Raw genomic sequence first — 21,063 nt, 5'->3', positions numbered from 1 at the left:
CCCCCTGGCGCCTCCGCCGTCACACCGCTTCCGTCCGCACCGGCCGGCGCAGCAGATACACGGCCGCCGAGGTGACGAGCAGCAGCATGCATCCGGTGAACACCAGGCCCGCCTGCTCCAGGCCGAGCGGTTCGGACAGGAGGCCGACGCCGATGACCGGGATCGAGATGCCCGTGTACGCCACCACGAACAGGGTCGAGATCACCGCCGCACGCTGCTCCACCGGCGCGGCCGCCGCGACGGCGGACAGCGCCGCGCGGAAGGAGAGCCCCTGGCCGACTCCGCCGACGACGGCGGCGAGGACCACGAGCGCGAGCAGCTCGGTGGAGAGCGCCCCCGCCAGGAACGCAAGACCCGCGAAGAGCACGGCGCAGCCCAGCGGCAGGGACCGGGGCACCCCGATGCGGCCGACGGCCAGCTGGCCGGCCGTGGAGGCGAAGAAGGCCAGCGCGACGATCAGACCGCTCACCGCGTGGTTGTCCACGTGCAGGAACCGGGCCAGGAAGGCGGGGCTGACCGAGGTGAACACCCCGAACAGCGCGAAGCCCGCGAAGGACGCGATGGCCGCCGGCAGGAACACCGGCCGGACCTGCGCGGGCAGGGCCGGCCATTGCGGCCGCACGGCGGTCAGCGGGCGCGGGTCCCGCACGGTCTCCGGCAGCCGCAGCAGGACGACGACGGATACGGCCACCAGCGCGAGGTGGACGGCGAAGGGGAGCAGCAGCGGTTCGGAGGCGTACTCGGCGAGCAGGCCGGCGAGCAGCGGCCCGCAGCCCAGGCCGCCCATGTTGGCGGCCGTCGCCACGAGCGTCGCCCGGGACTGGCCGCCGGGCGGGGCGAGGTCCATGACGTACGCGGTGGCCGCCCCGGTGAACAGGCCGGCCGACAGGCCCGAGAGCAGCCGGCCCGCGTACAGCCACGCCAGCCCGTCGGCGGACAGGAAGCAGACGGCGCTCAGGCCCGCGAAGCCGAGGCCCCACAGCAGCGTCGGCCGTCTGCCGACCGTGTCCGAGGCGTTGCCCGCGAGGAGCAGCACGCCGATGACCCCGAAGGCGTACACCGCGTACACGACGGTCACCGTCAACTCGGAGAACCCGAACTTCTCCTGGTAGAGCGGGTAGAGCGGGGTCGGCAGCGTGGTGCCGGTCATCCCCACGACGAACACGGCCCCGGCGAGCAGACACCGGAGCCACCCCTGACGATCACCAACCATGCCGCCGACCGTAACCCCGCCCGGCGCCCCCACCCGGCAACGCGACGCCCGCGAACGGGTCATCGACCGTGCCGGGCCACAGCGTGCTGGACGAAGGGGACCCACGGGACAGACTGTGCGCATGGACGGATGGATCCGATCGGGCAGTGAACCCGGTCCCGCACTGTACGGACGCCTGCGCGTCGTGACCGACGACCTCGGGCCGGCCCGCCGCCTCACCGAACGCCGCCCCGGGTACGGCGATTTCGGCACCGTCGCCGGCGTCGCCGCGCCCGGCTTCCCGGCCTACGCGCGCGTGCTGCACCCCGCCGCCCTCGACGAGCAGCCGGTCCGCTGGGACACCGCGGCCGCCGCCTACGGACGGCGGGTCGAGGCGCTGACGGACTGGCACGAGGTGATCGGCGCCGAGCGGTTCTACCAGAACCTGCACGAGTACGGCCTGCCCGGCGTCTGGGACGAGCACCCCGCCGAAGGCCCCACCCCCGGTGGGGTCGCGCGGACGTTGATCCCGGTCCTCGCGCGCCACACGGGCACGCCGGACCAGTGCTGGTACGGGCTGTGGGACGGCTACGGCCGCTGGGACTGGGAGGGGAACCCCACCTTCCCGACCCCGGGCAGGGACGAGATCCTGCTGTCGGGGACGCTGGCCGACGCCGTGTCCCCGGAACTCCTGGACGAGTTCGCCGAACTCCCCGACCTGTGGTGGCCGCGGGACGGCGCCTGGTGCGTGGGCGGAGATGTCGACCTGGTCAGCACGTACGTCTGCGGATCCGAGGACCTGATCGCCGACCTGCTCGCCACACCCGGCCTGGAGGCCCACCGGGTCACGGCCTCCGACCGCGTCGGCTGACGCGAGGCGGACGCCCCCGGCGGGCTCGTCGCGCGCACGGCGCTCGTACTAGCTTGGGGCGCATGGCCATGTCGTACTCCTCCGCCGCGGGAAGTCGGTGGCGACCGGCTACGAGGGGGCTCCTGCACGCGGGAGGGGCCACGCTCGTGCGGTCGCTCTACCTGCTCACCGCTCCGGTGACCGCCGCCGCCGGACTCCTGCCGGCACTCGGCGGGCTGTTCGCCGCGACGGCCGGTCTGCTGCTGCCGTCCGGTTCACCGGTCGTGGCCCGCGCCCTGGCCCCGGCCCGGTGGTGCGCCGACCTGGAGCGGTGGCGCATCGCCCGGGTACGTCCGGCAGCCGGGGGACGGGAGGGCGGTGACGCCGCGTCGGCAGCCGGGGGACGGGAGGGCGGTGACGCCGCGTCGGCTCCCGTCCCGTGGCTCGACGCCGCCCACGCGCTGCTGGTCCTCCCCGTCGTCCTGGTCACCTCGCTCCTGACGGCGCTGTGGTGGTTCGTCGGACTCGCCTGTGTCACCTGCGCCCTGCGCTACGAGGACGCGCCGCCCGGATCGCTGCGGCCCCTGGCGCTGACCGCGGGCAGCGCCCCCTCCCACATCAGCGTGAGCCTCGGCCTGTCGTCACCGACGGACCGGGCCCTCTTCGGGACCGCCGTCGGCCTCGCGCTGCTCCTCACGCTCCCGCTCGTGACCCGGGCGTGCGCCACGGCGCAGGCCGGTCTGGGACAGGCACTGCTCTCCGACGCCTCCGCCCTGCACCGCAGGATCAGCGGACTCGCACGCGAACGGGACACCGCCCGGGCCCAGACCCTCGCGGCGGTCACCGCCGAGGCGGCCGCACTGCGCCGCCTCGAACGCGACATCCACGACGGGCCCCAGCAGCGCCTCGTCCGCCTCGCCATGGAACTGGGGCGGGCCGTGCGCCACCTCGACAGCCGGCCGGAGACGGCCAGGGCGGCCCTCGCCGACGCGATCGTCCAGACCCGGGAGGCGCTGGAGGAACTGCGGGCCCTGTCCCGCGGCATCGCCCCGCCGATCCTCGTCGACCGCGGCCTGCACGAGGCGCTCACCGCCCTCGCCGCCCGCTCCACCGTCCCCGCCGCACTCGACACCGCGCCCCTCGGCCACCGGCCCGACCCCGCCGTCGAGACCGCCGCCTACTTCGTGATCGCGGAGACTCTGACCAACGTGGCCAAGCACAGCCACGCGCACCGCTGCTCCATCGGACTACACCACAGCGAGGGAACCTTGAGGGTCTGGGTCACGGACGACGGGGTGGGCGGCGCGCACCCGGGCAAGGGGTACGGCCTGCGGGGCCTGGACGAGCGGCTGCGCGCCGTCGGCGGCCGGCTGCACGTGGACAGTCCCTCCGGGGGCCCGACGACGATCGCCGCCGAGCTGCCGTGCTGCTGACCCCGAACGACGGAGCGCGCCGGCCGCCGGCGGACCCCGCGTCCCGCGGTCCGCTGCGGATCGTCGTGGCCGACGACTCCGTGCTGCTGCGGGAGGGCCTGGTCCGTCTGCTCGTCGAGGACGGGCACGAGGTCGTGGCCGCGGTCGGTGACGGGCCCTCCCTGGTCGCGGCGGTCCTCGCCCACCGCCCGGACGTGTCGGTCGTCGACGTACGGATGCCGCCGACCCACCGGGACGAAGGGCTGCGCGCGGCCGTCGACGCCCGCTCACGGCTCCCCGGGGCCCCGATGCTGATGCTCAGCCAGTACGTGGAGGCGTCCTACGCGGGCGAGCTGCTCGCCGACGGGTGCGGCGCGGTCGGCTACCTCCTCAAGGACCGGGTGGCCAGGGTCGACGAGTTCCTCGACGCGCTGGACCGGGTCGCCCGCGGCGCGACCGTACTCGACCCCCAGGTCGTCGCCCAGCTCCTCGCGGAGCGGCGCCGCGACGACGCCCTCGGCGCGCTGACCGCACGGGAACGGCAGATCCTGGGCCTCATGGCCGAGGGCTCCTCCAACGCGGCCGTCGCCCGACAGCTGGGGGTGACCGCCAGCGCGGTGGAGAAGCACATCGGCAACATCTTCGCCAAGCTCGGCCTGCTGCCCGACGACGCCCACCACCGCCGGGTGCTCGCCGTCCTCAGCTACCTGAAGGGATGACTGCTGGAAGGGACGACGACGGCCGGATTCGACGCCTTCGGGGGTGGGGTTGTCCCCACCTTCCGGGCTCCGGCCTGCTCCGGTGACGGGGCGGCGTCCGTGCGCGAGCGTGGTCGGCATGACAGCAGCACCCCTGCGGACGGGCTCCGCAGCCCCGTCGCGACCGGCGGCCCTCCACGGCCGCGCCCTCGCCGCCCTCGTCGGCGCCGTCCTGGCCCTCGCCGCCGCCTTCGTCCTCGCCCCGCGCCCGCTGGCGGCGACCGGCCCGGCGGACGACTTTGGGGAGGCGGGGGAGCTCACCGGGGCCTTCCGCGAGGCGTTCGTCGCGTACTGGAGGGCGGGGGAACGGCACTACCCACCGGACCTGGACAGGATCGTCGACTACTGGTCCCGCTATCACGTCGTCAAGGGCGTGATCGCCGCGATGCTGTTGTTCGTGCTCATCGCCCTGGGCGTGCTGCTCTGGAAGGCCTTCCTCAAGGCCGAAGGCCTCGGGGCAGCGAAGAGGCTCTCGCTCGCCGCGGGAGGCGTGCTCACGACTCTGCTCGCGCTGCTCTCGCTGGCCGCGGTGATGGCCAATGTCCAGGGTGCCGCGGCGCCCTTCGCCTCCCTCCTGCCGATGCTGCCCACCGGTGCGGCCGAAGGCGAACTCGCCGGCGTCCTCGCCCAGGTCGGAGGCCGCCTGGCCGTCACCCCGAGTGCGGGTGACCAGGATCCGCCCGCTCTCGACGCGATGGTCGGCGATTTCGCCCGCTATCACGAGGCGATGGCCGTGATCGCCGCCACCGTCGCGGTCGGCCTCGTCGTCCTGAGCGCGCTGTCCTGGAAGAGGTTCAGGAGAACGGCGCCGACCGACCGGCGGACGAGGCGCACGCTCGGGTCGTTCGGTGTCCTCTGGGCGCTCGTCGCGCTGTTCGCGGTCGTGGTCGCGGTGGCGAACACGACCACGGCGGCCGACCCCCGGCCGGCGCTGCTGGCGTTCTTCGAAGGCGGATGGTGACACCCGCTCAAGGCCTCTGCTCCGGACCGGTGCCGAGCACCTCCAACAGGCGTGGGATCAGGGGGTTCTGGGTGTCCTTGCGCCAGGCGGCGGCGACGCGTGTCCGCGGGGCGTCGGGATCGATCCTGCGGTAGGCGACCCCTTTGAGGCGGATGCGGCGGACGCTCTCCGGAGCCAGCGAGACGCCCAGACCGGTCTCCACCAGGGCGCAGACGGTCTGCCACTCCACGGCGTGCTGCACCACCTCGGGCGTGAAGCCCGCAGCAGCGCACAGGCCGGCGATCTGGTCGTACAGCGACGGGCCGACCGCACGAGGCAGGAGGACGAAGGGCAGGTCGGCCAACTGCCCGATCCGCATGGTCCGTTGCCGTGCGAGAGGATGCGCCGACGGCAGGACCGCCACGAACGGTTCGGTCAGTACGGTGGCGAAGCCGAGTGCCGCGTCATCGGCGGGTGGTTCGCGCAGCAGCCCCACGTCGATGGTCCGCTCGCGCAGCGCGGCCAGTTGGGGCGCCGTGGTCATCTCCTGGATGTCCAGGCGCACGGCGGGGAAGCGCTCGTGGAAGGTCCGGAGCAGGCCGGGCAGGACGGTCAGGGCGAGGGATGCGGCGAATCCGATGCGCAGCCTGCCCGCTCTCCCGCTGCCGGCTTCCCGGGCCGCGGCGAGGCCGTCCGCCAGGCCCGTGAGGGCGTGCCGGGCCGCGGGGAGGAGTTCCCGCCCCGCCGGGGTGAGGGCGATCCGGCCGGGTTCGCGGCTGAACAGCGGGTGGCCGACCTTGTCCTCCAGGCGGCGGATCTGCTGGCTCAGGGGCGGCTGGGCGATGCCGAGGCGGGTGGCGGCGTGGCCGAAGTGGAGCTCCTCGGCGAGCACGACGAAGGCGTACAGCTGCGCGAGGGGGATGTCGGGGCGGTCCATACGCTCAGTGATATCACTCCACACCAGATCGCGTATTAGACGTATCCTCGCAGGTCACCTAGCGTTCGGCGCATGACAGAGCGACGTTCCCTCCTCAGCGGCTCCACGTTCGAAGAGCAGATCGGCTATGCCCGCGCCGTGATCGACGGCGACTGGGTCCACGTCTCCGGGACGACCGGATTCGACTACACCACGATGACGATCTCCGAGGACGTGGTCGAACAGGCCGAGCAGTGCCTGCGCAACGTCGAGGCCGCGCTCAGGGAGGCGGAGTGCTCCTTCGCCGACGTGGTCCGCGTGCGCTATCTGCTGCCGGACCGCGCCGACTTCGAGCCCTGCTGGCCCGCGCTGCGCCGGGCCTTCGGCGAGGTCAGGCCGGCCGCCACGATGCTGATGTGCGGGCTCGCCGACCCGCGTATGAAGATCGAGATCGAGGTGTACGCGCGTCGGACCACCGCGTGAGGGCGCTCAGTCCGAGTCGTCGGCGCGCAGGGTGAGGGCGAGGAGTCCGGGGAAGCGGGCGTCGAACTCCTCGCGGCGGAGGCGGTTGAGCCGCTTCGGGCCCTGGTCGCGCTGCTCGACGAGACCCGCGCCGCGCAGGACGGTGAAGTGGTGGCTCTTGGCGGCCCGGCCCACGGGGACGTCGAAGTTGCTGCAGCTGAGCGTCCAGTCGGGCTGGGCGGCCAGTTCGCGGATCAGCTGGAGGCGTACGGGGTCCGCGAGCGCGGACAGCGCGGTGAGGAGTTCGACGTCCTCGGGGTGCGTGTGCACGGGTGCCGCACGATGGCCCGCGCCTCCCTCTCGCTCCGGCATCCCGCCTCATCCCTTCGTCGCGACCGCTCGCTTGCCCAATGTTCGATGACCATCATACAGTGCGGGTGTTCGCTTCTCGTTGAACACTCCGTTCGAGCTCTCCGTCCGAGCTCTGCCTGAAGGGTGGTTCGTCCATGCGCGCGATCGAATTCCACGAGTACGGCGGTCCCGAGGTGCTGCGGCTCGTCGAGGCCACGACACCCCGGCCGGGCCCGGGGGAGGTGGCCATCGACGTCGCCTGGGCGGGGGTGAACTTCGCCGACGTCAAGGCGCGCGCCGAGGGATACCGCGTCGAGGAACTGCCCTACCGCCCCGGCCTGGAGGTATCCGGACACGTCCTCGCGGTCGGAGTGGGAGTCGAGGGCCTGGAGGTCGGCCAGGAGGTCGCCGCCCTCGTCGGCGGGGGCGGATACGCCGAAGTGGTCCTCGCCCGGGCCGAGTCCGTCTTCCCGCTCCCCGAGGGCCTCGACCTGAGGACCGCGGCGACGCTCCCCACGGTCCTGCCCACCGCGCACGCCCTGATCCACGAGGTGGGGCGGCTCCGCGCCGGGGAGAGCGTCCTGGTGCACGGCGCGGCGGGCGGCATTGGTACCGCCGTCGGCCAGCTGGCCCGGGCGGCGGGCGCGGGCGCCGTGTACGGCGTGGCGTCCACCGAGGCGAAGGCCGCGTACGCCCTGAAGTACGGCTACGACGAGGTCTTCGGGCCCGACACCTTCGCCGAGGACGTCCGGCGGGCCACCGGCGGCAGGGGAGTCGACCTCGTCCTCGACCCCGTCGGCGGGGACACCCTGCGCCGCGGCCTGAGCGCCCTGTCCCCCTTCGGACGCCTCGTCTCCTTCGGCAACGCCGGCGGCGGCGCGCCGTGGCAGGTCGGTCAGCCCGAGCTGTACGGCCAGGGGCACGCCGTCGCGGGCTTCTCGGTCCTGGCACTCGCGCAGACGGCACCCGCCGCCTCCCGCGCCCTCACCGAGCGAGCCCTGCGCGCGGTCTCGGAGGGGGCGGTGACCCTCCCCGTCACCGCCGAGTTCCCCCTGGCCGAAGCGGCCGAAGCCCATCGGCTCCTGGGCGGCCGCACCTCCACGGGCAAGCTGCTGCTCCGTGTGAAGCACTGAAGGCGCCCGATCGAACGGCGCCCGTTCCGGGCGCGGTTCGGGCCGGCACGTCCTGCTCCGCGCCGGAGGGCGGCAGGTGCGCGCCTGCGGATTCACAGCTGGTGGATCCAGGCGATGACCAGGAGGACGCCGGCAGCCGACGACACCAGGAGGGCGAACACGGGACCCGCCCCCACCCTGCGCCCCCACAGTTGGCCCGCCAGTCGCGAGCGCAGCCGGTCGAGGAGCCAGAGGGCGCCCAGGCCGGCGGCCGCGAACGGCAGGGCGACGAGGAAGTGCGTGATCCAGGCCCCCGCCATGGTCGGGCCGCCCCAGGAATGGTCGTACGGGCCCTGGTCGACGAGCCCGTACAGCACCCCGCGCAGCACGAACAGGACCTCGATGCCGACGGGGATGAGGGCGAGCAGCCCCAGCGGCACGCACACCAGCGCGTGCGCGAGCAGGCGCCCCGCGCCGGGCCGCCGGGACGCGGCGGGCAGTGCCGGATCCGGCGCGTCGACCCGGGCCCACCACGCGCGTGCCCAGTCCGACCGCCCGGCCACGACCGCCCCGACCGTCACCACCGAGGCAGGAAGCAGCGCCGCGGCATACCCCACCCGGCGCGCGAATCGCGCGGTGCGCGCGGGCGAAGCGGAGCCCGAGGACCGCGAGTTGCGAGCGCGCCGTGCGGCAAGGAATGACATGGCCTGTCCCCGTTCTCGTGATCGCCGGCCGCTGCCGACGCCCGGAGAGTAGGGGAAGCCTCCGTCGAGCACGTCACACCACGGTGCCAAGGCGCCGTCGTACCCGAGTAGGGGGTCGGGTGCCGCGGTCGACCCCGCTCAGTCCTGCCGGCGGAAGTCCAGCATGTAGAAGACCTTGTCGTAGCGGCGCTCGCCGACCGCGACGAAGTCGGGCAGCCGGCCGTACTCCGTGAAGCCCAGCGTCCGGTAGAGGTGCAGCGCGTTGGTGTTGTCGCCGCGGGCGTCCAGGGTGAGGACCTCGATCCCCGCCTCCCGGGCGTCGGCGATCAGCGCGACGGTCAGCGCCCGGCCGACGCCGAGGCCCTGGGCGGCGCTGTCCACCGCGAGCTTCTCGAGGTCGGCGTGCGGTCGATGCGTCGGCCGCGCGTAGCGGAGCCAGTATCCGAAACCGACGAGCCGACGGTCGACGTAGGTGGCCCGGAGGGCCCCGTCCCCGGCCCGTACGGCGGCGAGGACATGGTCCAAGAGCTCCGCCACCTCGTCCGGCGAGGGCGGTTCGACCCAGCCCAGCGCGGCCCCGCCACGGACCAGGTCCGCGAGGATCCGGTGGGCCGACTCGACGAACCGTTCCCGCAGACCAGGATCGGAGGTCAGCTCCACCGCGTCGAGGAGGGCGGGCCGGGGGGTCGCGTCGTGGGGCAGGGCGGGCTTCATGATCGACAGCCTAGCCATCCCGGAGGCCGGGCTGACGCCGGCGCTTGCGGTTCGGCCGGTGCGGGTGGACGAGGGTGTCGAGAGCGCCCACGGCAGCCCGGACGTGCGCGGGATCGTGCGGGGTGCGCCCGCCCGCACACCACCAGGACGGCTGCCCGTCCACCTCGTGCAGATGCATGCCGAGCCCGTGCTCTGCGCACAGCGGCCATGCCTGCCAGAGAAGCTCGGTGACGGTGTCCTGCGCGGCGTCGGCGACGGCCGCGAGCGCGTGCACGGGATCGTCCGCCGACTCCGGCTCCAGGAAGTTGCCGTGCCACTCGCCGTTGGCCATGGCCACGTGGACGTTCTCGGCCTCCCCGTACACGGGCGCTTCCAGCAGCCGCAGGGGCTCCTGGTCCGGCAAGGTCGCCGCGAGGTCCCGGTTGACGAGGGCGAGGGCCTCGTCCCAGAGCGGGTACCGGCCGAGCAGGACGGGACGGGGCGTGGACGAATCGAAGAAGGGGCTCACGGAGACCATCCTGCACGGCACGACGCCGACAACGCCCGGCCTTTTCGGCCCTCGTCCACACCGGCCGGGGCGGGTCGCCGCCCCGGCCGGTCGGATCACTCGCCGGAGTCGATGGTCGGCCGGCGCAACTGCACCTCGGCACCGGTCTGCTTGAAGGATTCGGCGGACACCGGAACCAGCACCGCGTCGCGGTGGAAGTCCCGCAGGTTCGTCGAACCGCAGCTGATCATCGTCGACGTGAGCTTCGCCCGGGTCCGCTCCACGTTGTCGTAGAGGCTGCCCGCGTACGGCACATAGCCGTCGACGCCCTCCTCGAAGACCATCTGGCCGCGCTGACCGTAACGAGCCGCGTTCTGCGCGCGCCGCGAGCCCTCGCCCCAGTACTCCTTGTACCACTGGCCGCCGATCTGCATCTTCCGCGACGGGCTCTCGTCGAGGCGGGCGAAGTAGCGGCCGAGCATGATGAAGTCGGCGCCCATCGCCAGGGCCATCGCCATGTGCGAGTCGTTGAGCAGACCGCCGTCGCAGCACAGCGGCACGTACACCCCGGTCTCCTGGGCGTAGGCGTCCCGCGCCTCGACCACGTCGAGCAGCGCGGAGGCCTGGCCGCGGCCGATGCCCTTCTGTGCCCGGGTGGTACAGATGGCACCGCCGCCGATCCCGACCTTCACGAACGCCGCGCCGGCGTCGGCCAGGTACCGGAAGGCCCGCCCGTCCACGACGTTCCCCGCACCCACATGGACGTCGTCGCCGTACGTCTCCCGGGCGAACTCGACGGTCTTCGCCTGGTAGACGGAGTAGCCGTCGGACGAGTCCAGGCACAGCACGTCCGCGCCGGCCTCCACCAGAGCGGGGATGCGGTCCTTGTAGTCACGGGAGTTGATGCCGGCGCCCACGCGCAGCCGCTTCTCGGCGTCCACGCTCGCCCGGTGGTACGTCTTGTGGGCCTGGTAGTCCCGCTTGAGGACGAGGGAGACGACCCGGCCGTCCTCCAGGACGGGCAGGACGTCCAGATGGTGCTGCCAGATCAGCTCGTTGGCCTCGGACAGGGAGACCGTGGCCGGCGCGGTGACCAGGCCGTCGCGGCCCCGCATCCGGTTGCCGGCGGTCTCGGACGCCCCGTGACGCTCCAGATGGAAGTCGTCGAGGCTGATGATCCCGAGGAACTCGCCGTCCACGTCACCGCCGTGCGTGACCACCGCCACGCCCTGCTCGGTGTCGGCCAGCCGCCGGGCGACCTCGCCGAGCGGCGTCGTCGGGGCCACGATGACCTCACAGGTCCGGAAGCCGGCCTTGTGCCGCTTCACCGCCCGCACGTCCGCGGCCTGCTCCTCGACCTGCTGGTTCTGATGGACGAACGACAGCCCGCCGACCTGCGCGAGCGCCACCGCGAGCGTCGGCGACGAGACCGCCTGCATGATGGCGCTCACCATGGGGGTGGCGATCCGGATTCCCGGCTCCTCACCGACCCGGTGACGCACCAGCGGCGCCCCGAGATCCACATTGTCCGGTGTGCAGTCTTCTGTGGTCAGGCCGGGGATGAGGAGGTACTCACTCAGGGTACGAGAGATCTCGGGAAGGATTTTCACATCGTCTCCAGCAAGGAGCCTGCACACCGTTCCACGACGGGACGGCGGGGCTCGTACGGGCAGTGCGGATCGATGCCGGCCGGTAGCGCACTGACGGAAGAAGGCGCTCCGGAATCCCGGAAGCGGGCGCGCCCGGCGAGGGCAGTGCCGACACGTGCGGCCGAATCGACGGCGGAGGCACGACAGACCCGAATCCCGCGGTGAGGCACAGGCGTTGACTTCCATGACGCCATACGTGATCTTAGCGCACCGCCCGTGTGCACCCGTCGGCGCAGGGCGACGAGCACGTCCGCGGACGCGGCGTCGTCGGGGGTGCAGATCTCCAGGCGGTGGCCGGGACTGTCGGTATGCGCGTGGCCGCCGCCGTGGCCGCCGTCCTGCACCTCGTACTCGGCCTGATCGCTCTGCGGTGGCTCCCGCGACCCACCGGGGCGGAGCCGGGCGCCGACGAGCGGGCCAAGACCGCCACGGCATAGGCTCGCACTCATGTTTTCGGTACTGCAGAACGTGGCGATCGACTGTGCGGATCCCTATGAGCTGGCGCGGTTCTGGAGTGCGGTGACGGGCCGTCCGCTGGACCCGGAGGACCGGCCCGGCGCCCGGGAGACGCGGGTGCTCCTCGCGGAGGGCCCGGTGCTGTACTTCAACCAGGTGCCCGAGCCGAAGGCGGTCAAGAACCGGCTCCATCTGTGCCTGCGTCCCTCGACCTCGCGCGATCAGGAGGTGGAGCGACTCCTCGGCCTCGGCGCCACGTTCGTCGGGGACCACCGGAATCCCGACGGCTCGGGCTGGGCGGTCCTCGCCGACCCCGAGGGCAACGAGTTCTGCGTCCTGCGCAGCGACTCCGACCGGGCCGGCACCGGGTGAAGAGGCCGCTGCATATGATCAGTTCATGAATGCCCCCGTCGTCCTTCACGCGGCCGCGACGCCGGCCGCTCCCGCACTCGTCCTCAGGCCCTGGCACCTGGAGGACGTCGCCGCACTCATCGAGGTGAGCCGGGATCCGGGACTGCACCTGTGGGCGAGTTCCGGCGTGGACGACGAAGCCCAGGCGGCACAGTGGGTGCAAACCCAGCGACGGGGCTGGGCGGCGGGCGACCGCCTGGGCTTCGCCGTCCTGGAGGAACCAGCGGGTTCGGTCCGCGGACACCTGGTGGGCAGCGTGGTCCTCAAGGAGGCCGCCCCCGGCAAGGCGGCGGCGGAGGTGGGCTACTGGACCGCGGCGCGCGCCCGTGGGCGCGGAGTGGCCCCCCGCGCCCTGGAGGCCCTCACCGCTTGGGCCTTCGACACCTTCGAAGCCGACGGGCTCGAGCGTCTCGAACTCCTGCACCAGGTGGACAACCCGGCGTCGTGCCGGGTCGCGCAGAAGACCAAGTACGACTTCGACAGCATCCTGCCCGCGTCGCCGCCCGCCTTCCCCCGCGACGGCCACCTGCACCTACGACGCGCGCACGCCTGAGGCCCTCCCGGCCTCCCTCGGCCTGTCACCACTGACAGTGCACGTGGGTGCCGTGGTCCTTGTCGCCGGGGCCGAGGACCAGCTCGGCGCCGAGCTCGCGGCAGGCGTTCATGAACCCGCGGTGGTCGGCTTTACGCTCCGGGGGGCACGGGGAAGCGGCCTGGCATCGCGCACCCGCCAAGCCGGCGAGCGGATTCCTCAGCCGGCGTGGAGGACCCGGAAGCGGTCGGGTTGGGCCGGGTCCCGGTCGACGACCTGGATCGGGGCCCACGTCCACTGCCACACGCCGATGCCCGGCGCGCGGGAGAAGCGGATCGGACCCCGTGTGCCCTCGGCGGTCACGTGCGGCCAGGACGCGGCGACGGCCGCCCGGTCCGTGCCGTGGGTGCGCAGCGCCTCGGCGAGGACGGTGATCGTGTCCCAGCCCTCGAAGGCGACGAAGGAGGGCGCCTCGCCCAAGCGCTCGGCGAGCTCCTTCCCGACGCGCTCGCCCAGCGGTCCGAACCGCTCGGGCAGATAGCGCAGGAACGGGATCCCGGCGCCGTCCTCGCCGAGCGCCGCGGACCATCCCGCGAACTCCGGCTGCCCGGCCGGAGCGCCGACCAGCAGCTCCGCGAGCCGCCGGTCGCCCCGTACGGCCCGGACGATCGGCACCGCGGGCTCCGGGCTGCCGACCAGCAGGAGGAGTGCCGTGGCGCCGTGTTCGACGAGCGCGTCGCACAGGGCCTCGGGGGTCAGCGCCGTGGCGTCGAGTTCGACGACGCTGCCGCCACGGGCCGCCAGGTGGTCCCGCAGGACGCGGGTGCCGGTCGCCCAGTAGACGCTCGGCTGCGTGGCCACGGCGATCCGGGACCGGCCCGAGGCGAGGAGGAAGTCCGCGTAGATCCGCCAGCCGCGCGACTGGGCCGGTGCCAGGCGGGCGACCCACTCCGTCGGCTCCTCGGTGAGCGCGTCGAGCACCGCCGACGAGCAGAGGAAGGGCACGCCGAGCGCGACGGCCCGGGCGGCGGCGGCGCGGGCGACGACGCTGTGGTACTCACCCACCACGGCGGCCACGCCGAGGTCCGCGAGTTCGTCCACGGCCGCGGCGGCCCGCTCGGGGTCGGCCGCGGTGTCCCGGACCACGAGCTCCAGGGGCCTGCCGTCGATCCCGCCCGCGTCGTCGATCTCGCGCACGGCCAGTTCCAGGCCCGCGAGCAGGTGCCGGCCCGCCTCGACCCAGCCGGGCCAGGTGAGCGGGACGAGCGCACCCAGGCGGAGGGGCGAGCCGTGCGTGTGCCGGGCTTCGGACGGAGATGATGGCGTGTTCATGGTGACCATGGGAACCATGTGCGCGGCTCCTGGGCAACCGGTTATCCCTCCGCCGCTCGCAGCGCAGGTGAGGCGGTGAACAGGGCGGACACCGCCGCCTTCACCTGTCCGGCGACCACCTCGGGGGAGGAGGCGTCCAGCTTGCCGTCGAGGTGCAGGAACGCCAGGCCGTGGACGAGCGCCCACACGGTCGTCGGGAGGGGGCCCGTCTCGTCCGCGCCGGGGAACGTGTCGCGGACGATGCCGCGGACGTACTCCGTGATGACGCCGGTCGCGGCGACCCGCTCCTCGCTGGTCGGATCGCAGGGCTCGGCGAACATCGCCCGGAACAGCGCGGGGTGGTCGAGGGCGAACCGTACGTAGACGACGGCGACGGCCGCCAGGTCGTCGGGCGTGGAGGGCGCGGGGTGAGCCGCGGCCAGGTGCTGGGCGAGCTCGCGGTATCCGTCCGCGGCGACCGCGGAGACGAGCGCGTCCCGGTCCGCGTAGTGACGGTAGGGGGCCGTGGCCGACACGCCCGCCCGCCGGGCGACCGCGCGCAGCGAAAGGCCCGCGCTGCCGTCCTCCTCCAGGAGTTCCCGTGCGGCGCGCAGGCAGGCGGCGCGCAGATCGCCGTGGTGATACGTACCGGTTTGCGACATAGGTCACACTCTTTTATGTTTGCGCTGCTTACATCGGGGCTTATGTTTGTGGTGCATACATCGTAGGCGGGGGAGAAGGAAGAGGGAACCGGGATGACCAGCGACCTGTTCGCGCCACTGCCCCTGCGCTCCGGGCAGACACTGAACAACCGCATCGCGAAGGCGGCCATGGAGGAGAACATGGCCGGCGACGGCCAGCTTCCCGACGGGCGGCTGCTGACCCTGTACCGCCGATGGGCCGCCGGCGGCACCGGGCTGCTGATCACCGGCAACGTGATGGTGCACGCCGAGGCGCTGACCGGTCCCGGCGGAGTCGTACTCGACGAGCACGCGCCCCTGGAGCCCTTCGCCCAGTGGGCCGAGGCGGGGAAGTCGGGCGGCGGCGCGATCTGGATGCAGATCAACCACCCCGGCCGCCAGGTCGCCTCCGACATGCCCGGCGTCGTGTGGGGCCCGTCCGACGTCGCCGTCGACCTGGGCAGGCACAGCGGCCGGTTCGGCCGGCCGACCGCCATGACCCCGCAGCAGATCGAGGACACCGTGGCCCGGTTCGCCGTCACGGCCCACCGCGCCGAGCAGGCGGGCTTCGACGGGGTCGAGATCCACGCCGCGCACGGCTACCTGCTGTCACAGTTCCTGTCGCCGCTCGTCAACAAGCGGACCGACCAGTGGGGCGGGTCCCTGGAGAACCGGGCCCGGATGCTCCTCGACGTCGTCCGCGCGGTGCGCGCGGTCGTCTCGCCGTCCTTCGCGGTCGCGGTGAAGCTCAACTCCGCCGACTTCCAGCGCGGCGGCTTCGAGGCCGACGACGCACGCCAGGTGATCGAGCTGCTCGAACCGCTCGGCGTGGACCTGGTCGAACTCTCCGGCGGCAGCTACGAAAGCCCGGCGATGGCCGGCCGACCGGCCGACAGTCAGGGGGAGACCGACCGCCCCGCCGAGAGTCCGGGGAGGACCGGCCGCCCCGCCGAGAGCAAGGGGAGGGCCGGCCGCCCCGCCGACGACCGCACCCGCGCCCGCGAGGCGTACTTCCTGGATCTGGCCGAGGACCTGGTGCGGACCAGTCCGCTTCCGTTGATGCTCACCGGCGGCATCACCCGGCGCGCCACGGCCGAGAAGGTCCTCGACAGCGGCGTGGCCGTCGTCGGGATGGGCACCGCCCTCGCCGTCACCCCGGACCTGCCCGACCGCTGGCGGAACGACCGCGAGGCCGAGCGCCGGCTCGCGCCGGTGACCTGGTCGGACAAGACCCTCGCCTCGGCCGCCGGGATGGCACAGGTCCGCCACCAGATGCGACGCCTCGCCCGCGGCAGCGAGCCCAGGCCGGGTACGCACCCGGCGATCGCTCTCGTCTCCGAGTACCGGAAGCAGCGGGTGGCCCTGCGCGGCTACCGCGCCTGGCTGGCCACCAGCCGATAGCAGGGGAACTTCCCGGCCTTCGCGCGCGTTCCGGAAGGCGACCTGATCGTTTTCTGATGTGCCACGCGGCGGCGGAGCGCTGCCGTCGGGGGAAGTGAGCAAGCCATGGCCATGGTGGGCCTGTTCTGGATCGCCGAGGGCGATGTGTACGTGGGCGCGAAGCCGTCCGGTCTGGCGCCCGGGGTACGCCTGACCCCCGACGGCGTGGTGGCCCTCGGCGAGGAGCAGTCCGGCCTCCACCTCTGGGAGGACGTACACGCCCTGACGGTGGCGGACGTCCCCGTGAAGTCCCTGAAGCGGCAGGTCGGCGTCGTCACGGACGTGGCCCTTGAGGTGGTGATGAACCTCGCCATGACCCTGGGCCCGGGCCTCGGGGGCGAGGTCCCGCCGATGATGACGCTGGGCCTGGAGTCGGAGGACGGCACGCGCGAGCTGAAGGCGTACGTGGCCGCGGCCGTCGGCTACACCCCGACCGAGGTCGAGCTCTCCCGCGCCCTGCTGTCCCGCCTCACGGAGGGCGCCGCGACGATGGCCACGACGCTGGCGGCGATGTCGGAGTGGGGCCGCGCCTGGGAGGGCGGGTCGCCCCGCGCGTCGCAGCGCGAGGAACTGCTGCGGCGGTGGGTGGACTAGGGCCTGTCTCTAGCCACCGCATCGGGTTGCGTTCGCACCCCAGGCGGGGACCATGGAAGGGAGAACAGGGATTCGACGCCCGTCGAATGCGCCCGGCCGGTCCCCGTCCTGACCGCCACGCGTCCGACACGGCAGCCGGTATCGACCGCACTCCCGCTCAGGAGGCGTCATGACCGAACCCGATGACCCACTCGGCCAGTGGACGGGTCGGTTGCTCCGGCTCGGCGTCGGCATCTCGCCCGAGGCCGCTCGGAGTTTCGTGCACGACCTGTACGCACAGGCCCAGTCCGACCTCGACGACGAGCGGGCGGAGGCCGACTTCCAACGGGAGGAGTGAAGCCGGGCGGGAGCCGTCGCGGACCTGGTGAGGAACGGAGTTCCACATGACCGACACGGAAACGTGGGGCGATGACGTCTACCAGCCCGACGGCAGCGAAGTCCAGGACGACGCGGGTGTCCTGGACTACGAGGACACCCTGGAAGGGCCGGCCGGCGACCCGCTCGACGCGGGGTACTCGCCACCGGAGCGTCCCCTCGGCGCCGAGCACGCGGGGGTGACCGCGGCCGAACGGCAGCGCGGCGAGACCCTCGACGAGCGCCTGGCGGAGGAGGAGCCGGAGGTCCCCCTCCTCGACGGCGACGGCCTCGGCGACACGACGGACACCGACGGCGAGCTCCTGGACGACCAGGTCGGCGGCCGGCGCGCGGGCCGCCTGATGACCGAGGACGAGGGGACGGGACCCGTCAGCCACGAACTGAACGCCCGGGACCTCGGCATAGACGGCGGCGCCGCGTCCGCCGAGGAAGCCGCGATGCACATCATCGACGGGGAATGACTCAACCGGTCTTCTGATCGCGGACCGCCAGGAGCGCCGCGCCGATGTCCGCGGCCGCCCGCGGGTCGGAGAGGGAGCGGCCCGTCAGCTCCTCCACGCGCCGCAGACGGTAGCGGACGGTGTTCGGGTGGACGAAGAGGCTCCGGGCCGCGTCGGCGGCCGAGCCGGCGGCGGCGAACCAGTGCTCCAGGGTGCGCAGCAGCCGGGACCGTTCCGCGGCCGGAAGATCGAGCACCGGCCGGAGCACCACCTCCATCAGGTGCGCGGCCTCGGCCGGAGCCGCGGCGACGACCATGGCCAGCGGATTGTCGTCGAAGCGGGCCACACCGGGGCCGCTGCCTTCGAGCCCGGCCAGGGCGAGACGGGCGAAGCGCAGGGCCTGCGGCGTGTCCCGCAGGGACTGGAAACGCGGACTGAACCCCACGCGGGCACGCGTCCGGCGCAGGACGCGCAGACACGTGGCCTCCGCCGCCGCCGTCGGCAGGGCGATCAGGGCGAGCTGCTGGTCCGGCAGGAGCCGCCAGGCGGACGGCAGGTTCGCCTGGCGCAGCGCGGCCTCGGCTCCGGTGAGCGGTTCCTCGCCGGGCGTGCCGGCCTTCGCCGCGGCGACCGCATAGGGCCCGTGCTCGGGAAGCCCCAGTTCCCGGGCGGTCTCCCACAGCGTGCGGTCCGTGACGATCCCGGTGAACAGCGCCTCCACCAGGGCGGACCGTCGTGCCTGGCCCTGGGAGGTGAGTTCCGCGGCCGCCTCCCGGTAGGCCACCGCCACCGACTCGGCGTACAGACCGGACAACGCCCAGAACTCCGTCGACTCCGACAGCAGGAGGCCGTCGGAGATCTCGGGGCGGGCGCGGGCCTCGGCCAGGATCTCCGTCCACAGCAGCTGCGAGCCGATCCGGTACGCGTGCAGCGTGTCCGCCAGCGGTACCCCCTGCTCGGCCCGGAGCCGGCCGGTGTCACGGGCCGAACTCGCGTCCGGGGTGCCGCCGAGGCGGAGGTGCGTGAGGATCAGCTCCGCGTTGGCGGTGCAGGAGCGGCGCAGGGACTCCAGCGGGATCAGTGACTCGTCCTCGTAGGCCTCGACCTCCGCGCGGATGCGCCGTGCCATGCGCTCGCCCAGTTCCGGAAGCCCTGCCTGAAGCGTCGCCGCCACACCCGAAAGGATCATTCGCGCAGCTTAGCGCCGCCGATTTGTGGCCGGGGACAATCAGGAAGGCCATCCGTTGTCGTACCGGCCATAGGCCCGGGCCGCACACGGCTGCAAGATGTCGGCGATGTAAACATTCGACGATTCCGTGTAACGGAGGCGGGTCATGGCCAATCTGGCAGGGTTCCTCGTGGAGACGGCTGCGCGGCAGCCCGAGCGTCCCGCGCTGCGCCTGGGGGAGCAGGTCATCACGTACGCGGAGCTGGACGAGCGCAGTGCCCGCGCCGCCGCCCTGCTCAGGTCCGAAGGGGTCAGGCCCGGAGACCGGGTGGCGCTGATGCTGCCCAACGTCCCCGAGTTCGTCGTGCTGTACTACGGCGTCCTCCGCGCCGGAGCGGTCGTCGTTCCGATGAACCCCCTCCTGAAGACCCGGGAGACGGAGTTCCACCTCGCCGACTCCGGCGCCGTGCGGCTCTTCGAGTGGTACCAGGCTCCGGGCGAAGGCGCGCAGGGGGCGGCCGCCGCGGGAGTGCGGCACACGGCCGTCGAACCCGCCGAGTTCGCCGCCACGCTGGCCCGGCACGAGCCGCTGCCCGAGGTCGCCGACGCCGGTGACGAGGACATGGCCGTCCTGCTGTACACCTCCGGCACCACCGGCCGCCCCAAGGGCGCCGTCCTCTCCCACGCCGGCCTCCGGCACAACACCGAGGTCAACACCGTCCACATCCAGGAGATGACGCCGGAGGACGTGGTGGTGGGCTGCCTGCCGCTGTTCCACATCTTCGGGCAGATCTGCACCATGAGCGCGGCCGTCCGCAGCGGCGCCTCCCTCGTCCTCATCCCGCGCTTCGACCCGGGGGCCGTCCTGGCGGCCGTCGCCCGCGAGCGGGCCACCGTCTTCGAGGGCGTGCCGACCATGTACGCGGCGCTGCTCCAGCACTCCTCGGACGCGGACGTCTCCACTCTGCGGATGTGCATCTCCGGTGGCGCCTCGCTGCCGGTGGAGATCCTGCACGGCTTCGAGCGGCGCTTCGGCTGTCCCGTCCTCGAAGGCTTCGGCATGTCCGAGACCAGCCCGGTGGTCACCTTCAACCACCCCGACCGGCCGCGCAAGGCCGGCTCCATCGGCACCCCCATCCGCGACGTCGAGGTACGGCTCCTCGACGACAAGGGCCAGGACGTGGCCCCAGGTGAGATCGGTGAACTCGCCGTCCGAGGTCCCAACCTGATGAAGGGGTACTGGAACCGCCCGGAGGAGACCGAGGCGGCCATCCCGGACGGCTGGCTCCGGACCGGCGACCTCGCCCGCGCCGACGAGGACGGCTACCTCTACATCGTCGACCGCAAGAAGGACATGATCATCCGCGGCGGCTACAACGTCTACCCGCGGGAGATCGAGGAGGTCCTCCACGAGCACCCGGCCGTCGCCCTCGCCGCCGTCGTGGGCGTCCCGCACGCCGAGCTGGGCGAGGAGGTCGCGGCCGCGGTCGTGCTGCGCCCCGGCGCGGAGGCGACGCCCGAGGACCTGCGGGAGTACGTCAAGGACCGTGTGGCGGCCTACAAGTACCCGCGCCGGGTGTGGCTCGTGGACGCGCTGCCGCTGGGACCGAGCGGCAAGATCCTGAAGCGGGAGATCACCGTTCCGGTCGGGTGATCAGTGGGCGGTCGCCCTGATCAGTAGGCGGTCGCCCTGTTCTCCTCCGCCCAGAGCCGTTCCGTCTCGGAACCGCCGGGCGGAGGGACGAGCCCGTTGATCATCCAGAGCTCCTCGCTGGTCTCGTCGACGTGGAACTCCCAGTGCAGCCCGGCGTGCCGTTCGAGGTGGGGGCGCACCATCTCCCTGATCCAGCGGGCCGTCCGGCGCCTGCTGTCCTCGTCGGGGTTGCGCCGGGCGATGTGGTCGATGGTGATGCGGACCCCGACCGGGGCGGGCTCACCTCCGACGTAGAAGTCCTCCGGCCGGGTCTCCTGGAACAGGGTGACCACGTAGAAGCGGGGCAGGCCGACCTTCTCGTAATGGTCCGCGACGGTCGAGGCGAGGCGGTGCTTCTCTTCGGCGGAGAAGATTCCCGGCGTGTGGTGAACGGTCCACAGGGGCATGGCGGTTCG

25 protein-coding genes are annotated in these 21,063 nt (G+C 73.0%); 14 read left to right on the top strand and 11 right to left on the bottom strand.

What is annotated here, in order from left to right; all coding sequences use genetic code 11:
- Window positions 1-19: 19 nt before the first annotated feature.
- Window positions 20-1,213, bottom strand: a complete 1,194-nt coding sequence (locus ACWGN5_RS01105) for an MFS transporter (protein ID WP_453510394.1) — start codon at window positions 1,211-1,213, stop codon at window positions 20-22.
- 121 nt (window positions 1,214-1,334) lie between these two features.
- Here ACWGN5_RS01105 and ACWGN5_RS01100 point away from each other — a divergent pair, with 121 nt between their 5' ends.
- The 4 genes from ACWGN5_RS01100 to ACWGN5_RS01085 all read left to right on the top strand — a co-directional run bounded on the left by ACWGN5_RS01100 (window position 1,335) and on the right by ACWGN5_RS01085 (window position 5,173).
- On the top strand, window positions 1,335-2,063 hold the full coding sequence (locus ACWGN5_RS01100; protein ID WP_453510393.1) for a hypothetical protein: 729 nt from the start codon (window positions 1,335-1,337) through the stop codon (window positions 2,061-2,063).
- Window positions 2,064-2,209: 146 nt separating this feature from the next.
- Complete coding sequence (locus ACWGN5_RS01095; protein WP_453510391.1) at window positions 2,210-3,475, top strand: sensor domain-containing protein; 1,266 nt, start codon at window positions 2,210-2,212, stop codon at window positions 3,473-3,475.
- 53 nt (window positions 3,476-3,528) lie between these two features.
- Window positions 3,529-4,173, top strand: coding sequence for a response regulator transcription factor (locus ACWGN5_RS01090; RefSeq protein ID WP_453510623.1), 645 nt, complete (start codon window positions 3,529-3,531; stop codon window positions 4,171-4,173).
- Between the two features lie 118 nt (window positions 4,174-4,291).
- Window positions 4,292-5,173 (top strand): hypothetical protein, encoded by an 882-nt coding sequence (locus ACWGN5_RS01085; protein ID WP_453510390.1) that lies wholly within the window; start codon window positions 4,292-4,294, stop codon window positions 5,171-5,173.
- A gap of 7 nt (window positions 5,174-5,180) precedes the next feature.
- On the opposite strand, the gene ACWGN5_RS01080 is transcribed toward ACWGN5_RS01085, so the two are convergent.
- Window positions 5,181-6,089, bottom strand: coding sequence for a LysR family transcriptional regulator (locus ACWGN5_RS01080; RefSeq protein WP_453510388.1), 909 nt, complete (start codon window positions 6,087-6,089; stop codon window positions 5,181-5,183).
- 72 nt (window positions 6,090-6,161) lie between these two features.
- On the opposite strand from ACWGN5_RS01080, the gene ACWGN5_RS01075 reads away from it, so the two are divergent.
- A complete protein-coding gene (locus ACWGN5_RS01075) occupies window positions 6,162-6,551 on the top strand; it encodes a RidA family protein (RefSeq protein WP_453510386.1) in 390 nt (129 codons plus the stop codon).
- Window positions 6,552-6,557: 6 nt separating this feature from the next.
- Here ACWGN5_RS01075 and ACWGN5_RS01070 read toward each other — a convergent pair whose 3' ends face one another.
- Window positions 6,558-6,902, bottom strand: coding sequence for an ArsR/SmtB family transcription factor (locus ACWGN5_RS01070; protein ID WP_453510384.1), 345 nt, complete (start codon window positions 6,900-6,902; stop codon window positions 6,558-6,560).
- Between the two features lie 134 nt (window positions 6,903-7,036).
- Here ACWGN5_RS01070 and ACWGN5_RS01065 point away from each other — a divergent pair, with 134 nt between their 5' ends.
- Window positions 7,037-8,014 (top strand): quinone oxidoreductase family protein, encoded by a 978-nt coding sequence (locus tag ACWGN5_RS01065; protein WP_453510382.1) that lies wholly within the window; start codon window positions 7,037-7,039, stop codon window positions 8,012-8,014.
- 92 nt (window positions 8,015-8,106) lie between these two features.
- On the opposite strand, the gene ACWGN5_RS01060 is transcribed toward ACWGN5_RS01065, so the two are convergent.
- The 4 genes from ACWGN5_RS01060 to ACWGN5_RS01045 all read right to left on the bottom strand — a co-directional run bounded on the left by ACWGN5_RS01060 (window position 8,107) and on the right by ACWGN5_RS01045 (window position 11,508).
- A complete protein-coding gene (locus ACWGN5_RS01060) occupies window positions 8,107-8,577 on the bottom strand; it encodes a hypothetical protein (protein ID WP_453510380.1) in 471 nt (156 codons plus the stop codon).
- Between the two features lie 258 nt (window positions 8,578-8,835).
- Window positions 8,836-9,411 carry an N-acetyltransferase family protein gene (locus ACWGN5_RS01055; RefSeq protein ID WP_453510379.1) on the bottom strand — a complete coding sequence of 192 codons (576 nt, stop codon included), beginning with the start codon at window positions 9,409-9,411 and terminating at the stop codon, window positions 8,836-8,838.
- A gap of 10 nt (window positions 9,412-9,421) precedes the next feature.
- On the bottom strand, window positions 9,422-9,919 hold the full coding sequence (locus ACWGN5_RS01050) for a hypothetical protein (RefSeq protein WP_453510378.1): 498 nt from the start codon (window positions 9,917-9,919) through the stop codon (window positions 9,422-9,424).
- Between the two features lie 95 nt (window positions 9,920-10,014).
- Complete coding sequence (locus ACWGN5_RS01045) at window positions 10,015-11,508, bottom strand: IMP dehydrogenase (protein WP_453510376.1); 1,494 nt, start codon at window positions 11,506-11,508, stop codon at window positions 10,015-10,017.
- Window positions 11,509-11,855: 347 nt separating this feature from the next.
- On the opposite strand from ACWGN5_RS01045, the gene ACWGN5_RS01040 reads away from it, so the two are divergent.
- The 3 genes from ACWGN5_RS01040 to ACWGN5_RS01030 are packed head-to-tail and all read left to right on the top strand — an operon-like array spanning window position 11,856 to window position 12,967.
- Window positions 11,856-11,984: a hypothetical protein gene (locus tag ACWGN5_RS01040; protein WP_453510375.1), complete on the top strand. Its 129-nt coding sequence runs from the start codon at window positions 11,856-11,858 to the stop codon at window positions 11,982-11,984.
- A 10-nt stretch (window positions 11,985-11,994) separates the two neighbouring features.
- Window positions 11,995-12,375, top strand: a complete 381-nt coding sequence (locus ACWGN5_RS01035) for a VOC family protein (RefSeq protein WP_453510374.1) — start codon at window positions 11,995-11,997, stop codon at window positions 12,373-12,375.
- Window positions 12,376-12,400: 25 nt separating this feature from the next.
- Window positions 12,401-12,967 carry a GNAT family N-acetyltransferase gene (locus ACWGN5_RS01030; protein ID WP_453510372.1) on the top strand — a complete coding sequence of 189 codons (567 nt, stop codon included), beginning with the start codon at window positions 12,401-12,403 and terminating at the stop codon, window positions 12,965-12,967.
- A gap of 198 nt (window positions 12,968-13,165) precedes the next feature.
- Here the strand turns inward: ACWGN5_RS01030 and ACWGN5_RS01025 are convergent, their stop codons facing one another.
- Window positions 13,166-14,278 (bottom strand): ABC transporter substrate-binding protein, encoded by a 1,113-nt coding sequence (locus ACWGN5_RS01025; RefSeq protein WP_453510622.1) that lies wholly within the window; start codon window positions 14,276-14,278, stop codon window positions 13,166-13,168.
- 41 nt (window positions 14,279-14,319) lie between these two features.
- Complete coding sequence (locus ACWGN5_RS01020) at window positions 14,320-14,919, bottom strand: TetR/AcrR family transcriptional regulator (RefSeq protein ID WP_453510370.1); 600 nt, start codon at window positions 14,917-14,919, stop codon at window positions 14,320-14,322.
- Between the two features lie 93 nt (window positions 14,920-15,012).
- Here ACWGN5_RS01020 and ACWGN5_RS01015 point away from each other — a divergent pair, with 93 nt between their 5' ends.
- From ACWGN5_RS01015 to ACWGN5_RS01000, 4 genes are all read left to right on the top strand, one after another.
- A complete protein-coding gene (locus ACWGN5_RS01015) occupies window positions 15,013-16,338 on the top strand; it encodes an NADH:flavin oxidoreductase/NADH oxidase family protein (RefSeq protein ID WP_453510368.1) in 1,326 nt (441 codons plus the stop codon).
- A 105-nt stretch (window positions 16,339-16,443) separates the two neighbouring features.
- Window positions 16,444-16,971: a hypothetical protein gene (locus ACWGN5_RS01010; protein ID WP_453510366.1), complete on the top strand. Its 528-nt coding sequence runs from the start codon at window positions 16,444-16,446 to the stop codon at window positions 16,969-16,971.
- Between the two features lie 169 nt (window positions 16,972-17,140).
- Window positions 17,141-17,308, top strand: coding sequence for a hypothetical protein (locus tag ACWGN5_RS01005; RefSeq protein ID WP_453510364.1), 168 nt, complete (start codon window positions 17,141-17,143; stop codon window positions 17,306-17,308).
- Window positions 17,309-17,354: 46 nt separating this feature from the next.
- Entirely contained in the window at window positions 17,355-17,807 is a 453-nt protein-coding gene (locus ACWGN5_RS01000) for a DUF5709 domain-containing protein (protein WP_453510363.1), read from the top strand.
- A gap of 1 nt (window position 17,808) precedes the next feature.
- On the opposite strand, the gene ACWGN5_RS00995 is transcribed toward ACWGN5_RS01000, so the two are convergent.
- Entirely contained in the window at window positions 17,809-18,975 is a 1,167-nt protein-coding gene (locus ACWGN5_RS00995) for a PucR family transcriptional regulator (protein ID WP_453510361.1), read from the bottom strand.
- A gap of 145 nt (window positions 18,976-19,120) precedes the next feature.
- Here ACWGN5_RS00995 and ACWGN5_RS00990 point away from each other — a divergent pair, with 145 nt between their 5' ends.
- Complete coding sequence (locus ACWGN5_RS00990; RefSeq protein ID WP_453510359.1) at window positions 19,121-20,608, top strand: long-chain-fatty-acid--CoA ligase; 1,488 nt, start codon at window positions 19,121-19,123, stop codon at window positions 20,606-20,608.
- Window positions 20,609-20,628: 20 nt separating this feature from the next.
- Here ACWGN5_RS00990 and ACWGN5_RS00985 read toward each other — a convergent pair whose 3' ends face one another.
- Complete coding sequence (locus ACWGN5_RS00985; protein ID WP_453510357.1) at window positions 20,629-21,054, bottom strand: tautomerase family protein; 426 nt, start codon at window positions 21,052-21,054, stop codon at window positions 20,629-20,631.
- Between the last annotated feature and the right edge of the window lie 9 nt (window positions 21,055-21,063).

This window comes from Streptomyces sp. NPDC055815 (assembly GCF_053616475.1).
The sequence above is the reverse complement of the archived record's forward strand: the minus strand, read 5'-3'. Positions and strand labels throughout refer to the sequence as shown.